Here is a 13,259-nt window from a genome sequence, read left to right as displayed (position 1 = left end):
GTGACCTTGTTAAATTGCTGTGTAGAATCAAAATCAACAAGTAGACGGAGAATGATTCGTGAGTGAGATAAACAACAATCAGGCTTACGTTGCAGCGACAGAAAAAAACAGTAACTACACTTTGCCGCTTGCAGCCATGACCACCCTGTTTTTCCTATGGGGTTTTATTACAGTTCTAAATGATCTTCTTATCCCGCGTCTTAAAGCGGTATTTGAGCTCAGTTACACCGAGGCCATGCTGATCCAGTTTTGCTTCTTTGGTGCCTATTTTATTATGTCCCTGCCAGCCGGTTATCTGGTAAAGCGTTTTGGCTATAAGAATGGCGTGGTCAGTGGTTTGTTAATAGCCTCAACCGGCTGCTTGCTGTTTTACCCTGCGGTGGCGGTGCATGAATACTGGTTGTTTTTAGGCGCCTTGTTTGTGTTGGCCTCAGGTGTGACCATTTTACAGGTTTCTGCGAATCCTTATGTTGCCGCCTTAGGTCCGGCAAAAACCGCCCCCAGTCGCTTAAATCTGGCACAAGCATTGAACTCGCTGGGCACCACGGTTGGCCCCATCGTCGGTAAGTTCCTACTCTTTGGCGGCAGCGCCGCACTGGCTGCTGAAGCCGCCACCGCCGATAGTGTTAAGGTGCCTTACCTTATGCTGGCCGCTGCATTGTTAACTATTGCTGTGGTCTTTGCGGTGCTTAAGTTACCTAGTATCGAATCACACAGCGAAGAGCATGACTGCAAAGCCAAGGCTCATTCATTGACCGAGGCGCCACACTTGGTATTCGGTGTACTGGCTATCTTTTGTTATGTCGGTGGCGAGGTTGCCATAGGCAGCTTTTTGGTGAACTATTTCGGTGAGGCGCACATTGCCGGACTGCAAGAGCATGAAGCAGCGCACCTGATTGCCTATTACTGGGGCGGTGCCATGGTCGGGCGCTTTGTCGGCTCGGCGGTATTGCAAAAAGTGGCCGCCAATAAGGCGCTGCTATTTAACGCCTGCGCCACCATTTTGTTATTGGTGATCAGTATTAACAGCAGCGGCAAATTGGCCATGTGGTCTGTGCTGGCCATTGGTTTGTTTAACTCAATTATGTTCCCGACCATCTTTACCCTGGCTATCGACTCACTGAGCTCGTTAACCAGCCGTGGCTCGGGTTGGTTGTGTCTGGCCATAGTCGGCGGTGCTTTGGTGCCCCTACTGCAAGGTTATATGGCCGATACCATAGGCCTGCAAACCAGCTTCTACGTACCCCTGGTATGTTATGTATTTATCGCCTGGTACGCCATGAGCCTGCCGAAGCTACTCGGTCAGTGGCGCAAGAGAATAGACAGTTAACTTTTTTGCTCCTGGCGGCACACTATAGTGAATGCCGCTGCGATATCAAAGGCCGACAAGATTAAGCACTTGTCGGCTTTTTTGTGCCCGGTTGTGAATACGTATTCATAAGCCGATGGGGCAATAGTGATTTGGAACGTTCCAGATTCTGGGGTTAAGGGTACCCGGAAAGTCCGAATTAAAATGCCGCTACTTTGGTATCGGCATGAGCATGTCATAGCAGCGCCTTAAAGTTGCGCTCTGGGTAAATCGTATTATTGGCTAGCACCAACACACAGGGCATAGGTCGTCAGGGTGCGCTTGCCTGCGGAATTAAAGTCCCCGGTGATACGCCATCCGCCGTCGCTAATTGGGTAGCTAGCGAGCACGCTGCCTTGCCCTCCAGCCAATAAATGTCCGCCGCCGACAACACGGTCACCGCTGAGGCAATATCTATCGTCGGTTACACTGCGGAGGTTGTTACTGGTCTCGATGACACCGCTACTGCGGTAGGTGTTCAGGGCCGTAACGCCAGCACCATTGGTGGGTTCACAGGTTACATCGCCGTTTTCGAAGATCTCACGTATTGAGGAGCCTGGCTCGCAAATGCCTGTGACCCGAGCCTGTTTTGTTTGCAGCTCGGCACTAACTATAAGCAATTGTTGCTCTAATTCACTGGCGCGCTGCTGTAGCGCGGAGATATCCGTATCATTAGCATCGATACGGGCATTGATGGTGACTATCTCTCCTTGGATGGCCGTGATCAGCGCCTGCATGGCCGCATCCGCAAGGACCAAGGCGGCGATATCGTTTTCATTTTGCGCTACGCGTATTTCTAATGCCGTCAGATCTGTTCTCAGGGCATCGATCAACTGACCCTGCAAATCTTGAATCGCCGTTAAGGTGGCAATATGATTTTCATTGGTGGTTACGCGCATTTCCAATGCGGTCAGTGCGGTCATTAGAAAATCGATTCGTGCGTTCTGTTCCAACTGCTCCTGCTCTATGAGGTCGAGGCGGTTGTTAATAAGGGCGATGGCATCGCCTAACTCCATTTCAAGAATATCGATGCGCTCGTTGATGGTTTTAAAGGGTTGTCCATTGGTGCTACCTTGCTCACCGCCTCCAGGAGCGGCGTAGACTGAAGTTCCCATTGCGAGACAGAGCGCGGCACTCACCATAGTTAATTTATTCATTGCATGTCCTTTAGAAATTGTTTCTTTAACAACGAACAAAGGCGCAACAGCTAAAATGCTGCTCATAAAGAAATACGTCGATTATGTGTATACGTCTTAAGATGATTCAGCACTAGGGCTGAGTTAAGCCTCAGAGAATATAGTGGCTAGGAGAGTAGGGTGCAAATCACTGTAACGATACTAAATTATAAAATAACTAGTTATCCTTTCTAATTCATATGCTTGTAAAATAATGATATAAATTTGATCGTGATAATAAAGGGAAAAGGTGATGAATATTAATCCGGTGCCATTATTTGGCGGTCTTATCTTTGCTGCCGTTGGTGCGTATATCCTCTTCGACTACTACCGTTTTAATAAAATTGCGCTTAAAACACAGGGCAAAATAATTGCCTATGATGAGTATCTCAGCAAGAAATCGGATGGACACAAACGCATGCAATATCGGCCGCATTTTGAGTATTCAGTCAATGGCCAGCGTTTTGTGGTTATCTCAAAAGCGTCATTTAACAGCAAAATGATCCCCGTGGGGCATAAGGCCGAGGTGTTATACCAACGGGGGGATGAAGCCAATGGCCGCCTGGCCAAGGGGCATGGCTACCTGCTAGGTCTTATCTTTGTTGGCCTTTCGGCTCCTGCCTTATATTTTGGACTCGGTGGTTAAGCACAGCCGCCGCCTCAGTATAGCGCCTTAATCCACTTCCGCCGCTCAGCGCCTGACGACGCCAGAAGTTGTCCCCCATACGGAAATAGCGCCCCCGTCCTACCATTACAAATTCGTATAAGACATTTGTATGACATTTGTAACTAAAGTGTATTATTTGCGCAACACGGCTGTCACTTTTGTTCTCTAGACTTTCGCCCATCTTACATTCGTGCCGGAAATCCGGTACAGCATTAAGCTCAAAATAAGGTGTATGCGATGAAAGGCGTTAAACCCCTGATATTGGCTTCACTGGTGGCTGCGAGCAGCTCACAGTTAATGGCCAATGAACTTCAGACAGTTAAACAAAAAAGTGGTGAGATCAACCAAATAGCCACGCAATCTCAAACAAAAATAGACACGATTGCCGACAATATGCAAACCCGTTTGCAAAAGTTCAAGGCACTCAATAAAGAGATCGATGGCCTTAGCGTGTACAACGCTCAGCTAACCAAGCAAGTGGCCAATCAGGTCGAAGAAATGGCCAATATCAATGCCTCTATGGATCAGGTATCGGTGATTGAGCGTCAAATCACGCCGCTGATGCTGCGCATGATCGAAGGCCTTGAGCAGTTTGTTGCTCTGGACGTGCCTTTCCTTACACAAGAACGTAGTGAGCGCATTGCCAAGTTGAGCGAAATGATGGATCGCGCCGATGTCACATCGAGCGAAAAATTCCGTCGTGTCCTGGAAGCCTACCAGGTGGAAGTGGACTATGGCCGTACGATCGAAGCCTACACCAGTTTATTGGATGTCAATGGCACCGAGCGCGAAGTGGACTTCCTACGCATCGGTCGTCTTGAGCTTATTTACCTTACCCGCGATGGCAAACAAGCCGGTGCCTGGGACAAAGAGCAAAAAGCCTTTGTTAACCTGCCGGACTCAAGCATTAGCCAAATCAGCAAAGGCTTACGCATTGCTCGTAAGCAGTTAGCCCCAGACATGTTAACCCTGCCTGTTCAAGCTGCGGAATAAGAAGGTATTGACGATGAAATTAGTGAAAAAATTTACCCAAAGCGCCGCATTAGTGGCCACTATGGCAATGTCGCACGCGGCGATGGCCAATGATGCCATGGACCTAGACGCATTATTGAAGACCCTACAGCAGGGCAAGATTGCTCAGTCTCAAGAAAACCAAGAGCGTGAAAAGGCCTTCCTGGCCCGTCAAAGCGAGCAACTACAAATGTTGCGCAGCGCCGAGCAAACACGTAACGCCAAACTACAAGAGTCTGAGCGTTTAGAGACCGCGTTTGAAGACAATGAAGTGAAACTGGCACAGCTAAGCGATACCCTGCAAAACCGCATGGGTACACTAAAAGAGCTATTCGGTGTGCTGCAACAGGTAGCCGGTGACAGCTCGAACAAGTTTGCTACTTCTGTGGTTTCTGCCGAGCTGCAAGGTCGTGATGTGTTTATGGACGAGCTGGCGCAGCAAATGGGCTCAACCTCTAAACTTGCTTCTATCGAAGACATAGAGCAAGTGTGGTTCGAACTACAGCGCGAAATGACAGAACAGGGCAAGGTATCACGCTTTAACACCGAAGTGATCGTCGCCGGTGGCGCCAAAGAGAACAAAGAAGTAATGCGTGTCGGTGCCTTTAACCTGGTTGCCGATGGCAAATACCTTGAATACAACAATGTAACCAACACCTTGTCTGAGCTAACGCGTCAGCCGGTTGCCCGTTACACCTCAAGTGCCGCCGAGCTACAGCAGGCAAAAGACGGTTTTGTGCAGTTCGCCCTTGACCCAACAGGTGGTTCTATCCTGGGCCTATTGGTACAAGCCCCTGATACCGAAGAGCGTGTACATCAAGGTGGCACGGTCGGTTATGTGATCCTTGCGGTAGGTGCCTTGGCACTGATCATCGCCCTTGAGCGCTTTATCTCACTGATGCTTATCGGTGGCAAAATCCGTCGTCAGCTTAAAGACAGCGTAGCTCGTGATGACAACCCGCTTGGCCGTGTGATGAAGGTCAAAGATCAATATCCCGATGTTGCCCACGACACATTAGAGCTGAAGCTATCGGAAGCCATTTTGCGTGAAATGCCGAAGATCACTCGTAACCTGACGCTCATTAAGATCATCTCTGTGGTTGCCCCACTGCTGGGTCTACTGGGTACGGTAACCGGTATGATCAACACCTTCCAGGCCATCACCTTGTTTGGTACCGGTGACCCTAAACTCATGGCCGGCGGTATCTCGCAAGCCCTGGTAACTACGGTATTGGGTCTGGTTGTGGCCATCCCAACGGTATTCCTATACACGCTACTGAATACGCGCTCTAAGAACCTGATGTTGATTCTACAAGAGCAAAGTGCCGGCCTGATTGCTGAGCGCAGCGAAAAAGGAGCGTAAATCATGGTGCTATTGATTGATTGGATCAATGCAATTCGTGATTTTCTCGACACAGGTGGCCAGGTTCTCCTGGTCATCGGCATCCTCATCTTCGCCATGTGGTTGCTAATACTTGAGCGCTTTATGTACTTCTTCGGTGGTTATGTGAAGTACAAAAAATCGGTGCGGTCCGATTGGTACAACCGTCCGGAGCGCAATAGCTGGAATGCCGAGCAAATTCGCCAAGCGATGATCTCAAGAGCTGGGATGAAACTAAACACCAACCTTGCTTTGATCAACGTGATGGTGGCCTTGTGTCCACTGCTTGGTTTGTTAGGTACGGTTACCGGCATGATCGAGGTATTCGATGTCATGGCGGTTACTGGCACCGGCAGTGCTCGCTCCATGGCCTCGGGGGTGTCCAAAGCGACCATCCCCACCATGGCTGGCATGGTTGGCGCGCTATCCGGGGTATTTGCCTCGACCTTTTTACAGCGCCGCGCCAAACGAGAAGTCGAATTGTTAGAAGACAAGATGGTCCTGGACCACTAAGTTGCGATGATTATCTGCCTGCGCTTTGGCGCAGGCAAGGAGAGTAAAATGAGAGCCCCATTAGGTAAAATTTTTCAAGAAGAAGAAGCCGAAGAAATCAACATGACGCCCATGCTCGACGTGGTCTTCATCATGCTTATCTTCTTTATCGTTACCGCCTCCTTCGTTAAAGAAGCGGGTATCGATGTAAACCGCCCTGAAGCCGCCACCGCGGTGAAGAAGGAACGTGCCAGCATATTGGTGGCCATTTCCGATGAAGGCGAAATTTGGATCAACAAGCGCCAGGTAGACGTACGTGCGGTGCAGGCCAATATCGAGCGCCTAAAAGCGGAAAACCCACAGGGCAGTGTGGTGATCCAGGCCGATAAGAAGGCCACCACGGACACCTTGATCAAGGTAATGGACGCCGCCCGCGCCGCCGGTGTGTTTGATGTATCCATCGCCGCGCAAGAAGCCTAAGGAGCGATAGATGCGTTATTTAATCGCTTTAATTATCGCCGCGGTCGTGACCTTTATGCTGTTTTTGGGCATGCAGGCGCTGATCAACGGCGGTGAAGGTGCGATGACCGAACCGGCCAAAGGCAACGTGCTTGACTTCGTGCGCTTAAAGCAAGAAGAAACGGTGGAGAAGAAAGAGCGTAAGCCGCAAAAGCCACCGACACCCAAAGAGCCACCGCCGCCGTTGGAGTCACCGCAAACACAAAGCAGCGATGCCAATGCCAGCAATGCCAACTTCGACTTTAGTGCCGATATCAGCGCCGATGTTGACCTGGGTAATGGTTTGGCACTGGAAAGCAGCGACGGTGAATACCTGCCGATCGTTAAGGTGTCGCCCGTGTATCCGCGTCGTGCCTTATCCCGTGGTATCGAAGGTTATGTGATCGTTGAATTTACCGTGACCAAGCAGGGCACGGTGCGTGACCCCAAGGTGCTCAAGGCCGAGCCCGAGTCAATCTTTGACCGTGCCGCCATGGATGCCGCGCTGAAATTTAAATACAAGCCGCGCATCGTCAATGGCGAAGCGGTGGAAGTTGGCGGCGTACAAAACCGCATCAGCTTCGAGATTAATGGTTAATAAACTGTGCCCTGCGGGGCACAGGTTGCGATTTTAGAGGTTTACTATGAACACGTTGAACTCACTGTTTCTTTTTGCCGGCTTAACATCGGCGACCTTAGTGCTGCCGAGCATGGCCAGCATGATCCCGGGTGTGGCCTTGGCCTCTGCCCATGCCGAGCAAGGCGAGCCTAAAACCAAGCGCGTACCGGCGCTGCGCGATAAGGTGTATAGCCAACTGGCGCGCGCGCAAAAAATGGCCGATGACGGCGATGTGGCCGGCGGCCTGGCAGCACTGGACTCGGTTAAAGAGCGCTCATCAAGCATGAACGCCTATGAAAAAGCCATGATGTATAACTTCTACGGCTTTATCTATTACAACGAAAACCGTTTGCCCGAAGCCATTAAAGCGTTTGAGCAGGTGGTCGCCGAAGACGCCATTCCCGAGTCGTTGCAGTTGAGCACCTTGTTCTCGTTGGCGCAGTTGTCTATGGCCAATGAAGACTATCAGGGCTCGGTTGCCTATCTGAATAGATGGGATAAGGTCAATACCAAGCCCAAGCCGGACAGCTATTATGTGCTTAAGTCTCAGGCCTTCTACCAGATGAACAAGTATGACGAAGCCCTGAGTGCCATCAATACCGCCATTACACTGGCCGAAAAAGACGGCAAAACCCCGAAAGAAAACTGGCTGGTCTTGCAACGCGCCCTGTATTACTCGATGCAGCAGCCGGAAATGGTGGTCAGCGTACTTGAAAAGATGATCGCTCTCTATAACAAGCCGGAATACTGGGTACAACTCAGTGGTATGTACGGCGAAGTAGGGCGCGAAAAAGACCAGCTGGACACCATAGAAGCCGCATATCAGCAGGGTTATCTTAAAACCAGGGGCGACCTTCGTAACCTAGCGCAAATCTATATGTTTAACGGCTTGCCTTATAAGGCCGCCAAGGTAATGAAACAAGCCCAGGCCAAAGGCATCATCGAAGACAATGTTAAAAACAATGCCTTTATCGCCGAAGCCTATGTGCAGGCGAAGGAAGAGCGTAAGGCCATCGGCTTCTTTGAGAAAGCCGCATCGGCTGAGCAATCTGGCATTTATGACCAGCGCCTGGCCGAGGTGTATATCAACCTTGAGCAGTTCTCCGAGGCAGCCGATGCCGCCCGTGAGGCGCTGGATAAGGGTGGACTGGACTTTGAGTCGAACGCCTATGTGGCACTGGGTATGGCGCAATTTAACATGCAAAACTTCGATGCTTCAATTTTGGCATTCGAACAGGCTGAAAAGCACAAGCGCTCGGAGCGTTTAGCCCAACAATGGATCAAATACGTGAAGAACGAGAAGTTACACGCAGAGACATTAAAACAAGCGCTTTTATAATCTATAAATTGGCTTGGTTATTTCATTATTCTTTATAAATTTTAGAATAAAAAATAACGTTTTATTGACATATAATCGCAACACCAAAGCCGCCTCAGGGTGGCTTTTTTCTTTTTTACAATAACTTATAAAATATTTACATTGTCACTGTTTCTTTAAAATTATGTCACCCGAGTGTCATAAACCTTCCGTATCTTAACCGTCAGCTAAATAACTGCGCTAACAATATAAAATTTTTGAACTACGGAGTTTATGATGAAACTTTCAGACTTTTTCAAAGTCAGCCTTGTGGCTTCTGCTGTAACACTTGCTGCTTGTGGTGGCGATGTGAATATTACCCCAACCAACGTTGATAACAGTGTAGACAATTCAATAGACAATTCTGGTAATGGCGGTACTGGTGAAACGCTAAACTGTGCCAGCTATACCCTGGACGGTGCCGAATTCACCGGTGAAGCAGAAGGTGTAAACTGTGTATACAGCCAGGCCTTCGCTAGCAACGCTAAAGAAATCACAAGTTCATTTGTAATTCCTGCTTTAGATGACAACGGTGCTCATATTTTCGAAGGTGCACTATTTATCGGTGATGACGTTGATACATCAACGGGTGCTGTTATCGATGGTGACGGCCCAACGCTAACGATTGAAGCGGGTGCAACCATTGCCTTTACTAAGCCTGAAAGCTTTATTCGTATCGCTCGTGGCGCCAACATCGAAGCAATTGGTGAAATAGACAAGCCAATCATCTTCACCAGCATTAAAGAAGTAGATGGTGATGACACGACTACGGCTCAGATTGGTGACTGGGGTGGTGTACAGATCAATGGTCGTGGCCATTCTATCCGTTGTTCTGCAGATGCAGCAGCACAAGACATGTGTAACCACTCAGCTGAAGGTATCGTTTCATACTATGGCGGTAACGATCCAGCGGATAACAGCGGTGTACTTAAGCACATCGTTATCAAATACGCCGGTTTCGGTGTTGAAGGTGACGAGCTAAACGGCCTAACACTTAACGCGGTAGGTTCTGGTACAACAATCGACTACGTACACGTACACAATGGTTTTGACGATGGTATCGAACTATTCGGTGGTAGCGTTGATCTTAAGCACATCGTTGTTACAGAAACTGGCGATGACGGTATCGACTGGGATGAAGGCTGGAAAGGTAACGGTCAGTTTATCCTGGTACGTTCTAACCAATACGGTAACCACGGTTTTGAAACAGATGGCGCTAAAGTTGACCCGCTATCAACAGACGGTCAAAACCTGGTAACAACCGTTTCTAACCCAATCATTTCTAACGCTACCGTGGTTACTACTGGTGACCAGGGTGCTGAAGGTCGTCGTACTGGCGCCGGCATGGAAATGAAAGAATGGGGTAAAGCGCAACTGGCTAACATGCTGTTCGTTAACTCTTCTTCTGTAGATGGCGCTGGCTGTTTTGACCTGTACAACGAAAAAGACCTATCAGGTGCAGCGGGCGTACACGCCAATGCAAACAATGGCGATATTGCTTTCATGAGCTCGGTATTTGCCTGTGGCAAGAACTTTGAAACTGTGAACACTGCGCTAACAGGTGACCTAGCTGGCTTTGATGCTCAGACATGGTTCACGTCTGGCGAAAACAACCAGCTTATCGGTTTTGCTGATTTCGCGAACGTAGTTGGTGCCGATGGCGTATCTACTAAAACGTCAATGACTGATGCCGATGGTAACGTAGTAGCCGTAACTGCAAAAGACATGAGCGCTGTAAATTCTTTCTTCACTAACGCTGGTTATGTTGGTGCGCTTCAAGAAGGCGAAACTAGCGAGTGGGCTCAGTTCGTAGCTGCATCACTTGCCCGTGCTGATAACTAATCTAGACCAGTTCTGATGTAAAAAAGGCGCTTCGGCGCCTTTGTTCAAGGAATTTCCGGTTTAGAGGATGAAATTATGAAACAATATAAGCAGTTTAAAGCGAACTTAATTACTTTATCCATGCTCTCGCTTTTCTCTTCTTTTTCCTCTTACGCAGCAGATGCAGAAGATGTGATTAATGAAGATGCCATCGAGGAAGTTGTGGCCACTGGGACACGCTTGAAAGGGAGCGCCAGTGCGGTAATTGAGGAGCGTAAAAATCAGGCATTCGTTGCCGATATCATGGGCTCAGAGCAAATCTCCCGTACCGGCGACAGCGATGCGGCATCGGCGCTACGCCGTGTAACCGGCCTGTCTCTGGTAAATGATAAGTTTATTTACGTACGTGGTCTGGGTGAGCGTTATTCAAGTGTACGCTTAAATGGCGCAACGGTACCAAGTCCAGACTTGACCCGTAACGTTATCCCTTTGGATATCTTCCCATCGAGCATTATCGAATCACTGGCGGTGCAAAAGGCCTATTCACCGAATATGCCGGCCGCCTTTGGTGGTGGTGACGTAAATATCCGCACCAAGAGTATCCCCAGCGATATGGTGTTTAAATTCGAAATTGGTGCAGCCTATAAGGACACCAACGATGAGGGCTACACCTACAGCGGCGGTGATGATGATTGGTTAGGTACCGATGACGGTACACGTGCCATGCCGACCTTGGTTAAAGATGCACTTAATACTTATGTGAACGGTTTGTCGGATATCTCTATTCGTAATATTCGCGAAATCGAGTCACAACGTCTGGGTTCCGATATTGGCCAGGACGCTGCCATTGCAATCAATAAGCAATTAACTAAAGCCCTGCCTCGTGATTTTGGCCTGGAAGAAGAAAGCCTGGATCCGGACTTCGATGTGAAGGCCGTCTATGGCGACCGCTTCGATGACCTGTTCGGTTTGGGCGGTTCATTCGGGTTTTTAACCTCGGTTGCTTACGAAAACGAATGGTCTAACTCAGAGCAATTCAGTGCGGTACTGTCTTCTGTCGATGCGTCAGAATTTACATGTTCACAAGACGATTTCACTTGTTACTCGGCCTCGGATAAAAAAGTATCAACCAAGCATAATGTTAAGTTGAATACCTCGGTGAACCTTGGTTATAAGCTTGACGGTCACGATCTTACCGCGACCTACATGAAGCTACGCGATAGCGAAGACGAAGCCTCGGTATCACTGTACCAGGAGCCGTCTAAGTCTTTGAGCATTGCCGATGGTCAGCTGCAGCGTAGCCATCTCACCTCGTTTGAAGAGCGTGAACTCGATATTCTTCAACTGCGCGGAATGCATAACCTGGATTGGGGCTTTTTATCGGGTATTGGCATTGATTGGCAATACACCGACTCAGAAGCAACCACGGAAATCCCGGGGGAGCTGGAAGTGACGGTTCGTGATGAGTATGAAAATGGTCAGTACAAGCGTACCTTCTATAACGGCAGTCTGGGTGGTAACCCTTATCTGTATCGCTTTGTCGATTTAGAAGACAAGGTTGAGAACTGGGGTGTGAATGTCAATAAGGCATTCTACTTTGAAGGCGGCAACCTGGAGTTGGCTGGTGGCGGTTACTTCATCGAGAAAACCCGTGATTATCGTACCGATTTCTTTAATTACCGTTTTGGTCAAACTCAGTCGTTAGAGTTGGCGCAATCGGAAGAAGAAGCACTGTCAATCGGTAGCTTTTTCAAGGATGACAGCGTAGTTGACAACACCGAAGTCGAGTTGCTGTTCCAAGAACCAACCGCAGACGATTACCTCGCGGCGCAGATGATTGATGCTTACTATGGCTCATTCGATCTAACGTTCGCCGAAGACTGGCGTTTAAGTGGCGGTGTACGCTATGAAGACTTCCGTCAAGTGGCGTTGGCGTTCTCACGCTCGGCGTTTGACCCAGCCCTACTTGAAGACAAGCTAAGTGCTGAAGCCATTGAGCAGGCAACCGTGATGGAAGACGAGTACTTCTCGTCACTGTCTATGACTTACAGTCAAGAGGGTTACCAACTGCGCTTTGGTTATGGTCGTACCGTAGTTCGTCCAGACTTGCGTGAACTGAGTCCGGTACAGTTCCAGGACCCATTAACCGATTATCGTACATTAGGTAATCCGTTCTTGAAGTCGAGCCACTTGGACAACTTCGATGCCCGTGTTGAATTCTACATGGACAATGGCGATAACTACTCTGTGGGTGCCTTCTATAAGGATATAGATAAGCCGATTGAGGCTTTATTGACCGAAAGCGATGGCCGTTTCACGCTGCAATTTGATAATGCAGATAACGCCTATGTTTATGGTATTGAGGCGGAGTGGTTATCCGAATTGCACAGTGATCTGCTCGGCGGTGCCTTCTTTACCTCGGGTAACCTGACGGTGAGTGATTCAGAAGTAGAAATCTTGGAATCACAACGTGGCGACTTGACTAATCTTAAGCGCCGCATGACGGGTCACTCTGAGTATGTTGCTAACTTGCAGTTAAACTATGACTCGCACAACGGCATGCATCAAGCATCACTGATTTACAACGTATTCGGTGACCGTATTCTCGCCGCAGGCGTGAATAACTTTGATGATGCTTATGAGCAGCCAATGCACTCGCTCGATTTGGTATACAGCTACTACCCAACGTTTAACACCACGGTGACGTTTAAAGCCAAGAACATGCTTGGACAAGACTTTGAAGTGGAACAAAACGATGTGCTGATCCGCGAAAGTGAAAAACCGATGGAGTTTAGCTTAGACTTCGCTTACGAATTCTAACCCTTAGCACCTAAATTAAAAACCCAGCAGTTGCTGGGTTTTTTTATGCCCCAAGCCTTGTCACAGGCAT

At 48.8% G+C, this 13,259-nt stretch carries 11 protein-coding genes; 10 read left to right on the top strand and 1 reads right to left on the bottom strand.

Annotated elements, in window-relative coordinates; all coding sequences use genetic code 11:
* Window positions 1–58 precede the first annotated feature (58 nt).
* A complete protein-coding gene (locus tag KD147_RS07620; protein WP_349304677.1) occupies window positions 59–1,330 on the top strand; it encodes a sugar MFS transporter in 1,272 nt (423 codons plus the stop codon).
* Window positions 1,331–1,584: 254 nt separating this feature from the next.
* Here KD147_RS07620 and KD147_RS07615 read toward each other — a convergent pair whose 3' ends face one another.
* A complete protein-coding gene (locus KD147_RS07615; protein ID WP_212547413.1) occupies window positions 1,585–2,505 on the bottom strand; it encodes a hypothetical protein in 921 nt (306 codons plus the stop codon).
* A 271-nt stretch (window positions 2,506–2,776) separates the two neighbouring features.
* Here KD147_RS07615 and KD147_RS07610 point away from each other — a divergent pair, with 271 nt between their 5' ends.
* From KD147_RS07610 to KD147_RS07570, 9 genes are all read left to right on the top strand, one after another.
* Entirely contained in the window at window positions 2,777–3,169 is a 393-nt protein-coding gene (locus tag KD147_RS07610) for a DUF3592 domain-containing protein (protein ID WP_249319077.1), read from the top strand.
* Between the two features lie 258 nt (window positions 3,170–3,427).
* Entirely contained in the window at window positions 3,428–4,183 is a 756-nt protein-coding gene (locus KD147_RS07605) for a DUF3450 domain-containing protein (RefSeq protein ID WP_212547412.1), read from the top strand.
* Between the two features lie 61 nt (window positions 4,184–4,244).
* Complete coding sequence (locus tag KD147_RS07600; protein ID WP_502710223.1) at window positions 4,245–5,564, top strand: MotA/TolQ/ExbB proton channel family protein; 1,320 nt, start codon at window positions 4,245–4,247, stop codon at window positions 5,562–5,564.
* Window positions 5,565–5,567: 3 nt separating this feature from the next.
* On the top strand, window positions 5,568–6,095 hold the full coding sequence (locus tag KD147_RS07595; protein ID WP_105188934.1) for a MotA/TolQ/ExbB proton channel family protein: 528 nt from the start codon (window positions 5,568–5,570) through the stop codon (window positions 6,093–6,095).
* A 48-nt stretch (window positions 6,096–6,143) separates the two neighbouring features.
* A complete protein-coding gene (locus KD147_RS07590; protein WP_105214017.1) occupies window positions 6,144–6,554 on the top strand; it encodes an ExbD/TolR family protein in 411 nt (136 codons plus the stop codon).
* Window positions 6,555–6,564: 10 nt separating this feature from the next.
* Window positions 6,565–7,170 carry an energy transducer TonB gene (locus KD147_RS07585; protein WP_105188932.1) on the top strand — a complete coding sequence of 202 codons (606 nt, stop codon included), beginning with the start codon at window positions 6,565–6,567 and terminating at the stop codon, window positions 7,168–7,170.
* A 46-nt stretch (window positions 7,171–7,216) separates the two neighbouring features.
* Complete coding sequence (locus KD147_RS07580; protein ID WP_212547410.1) at window positions 7,217–8,530, top strand: tetratricopeptide repeat protein; 1,314 nt, start codon at window positions 7,217–7,219, stop codon at window positions 8,528–8,530.
* 252 nt (window positions 8,531–8,782) lie between these two features.
* Window positions 8,783–10,390, top strand: a complete 1,608-nt coding sequence (locus tag KD147_RS07575) for a beta-helix domain-containing protein (protein ID WP_249319075.1) — start codon at window positions 8,783–8,785, stop codon at window positions 10,388–10,390.
* Between the two features lie 75 nt (window positions 10,391–10,465).
* Window positions 10,466–13,189, top strand: coding sequence for a TonB-dependent receptor domain-containing protein (locus tag KD147_RS07570; protein ID WP_212547409.1), 2,724 nt, complete (start codon window positions 10,466–10,468; stop codon window positions 13,187–13,189).
* Window positions 13,190–13,259: the final 70 nt, after the last annotated feature.

Source organism: Pseudoalteromonas sp. BDTF-M6 (assembly GCF_018334135.1).
GTDB lineage: Bacteria > Pseudomonadota > Gammaproteobacteria > Enterobacterales > Alteromonadaceae > Pseudoalteromonas.
The sequence above is the reverse complement of the archived record's forward strand: the minus strand, read 5'-3'. Positions and strand labels throughout refer to the sequence as shown.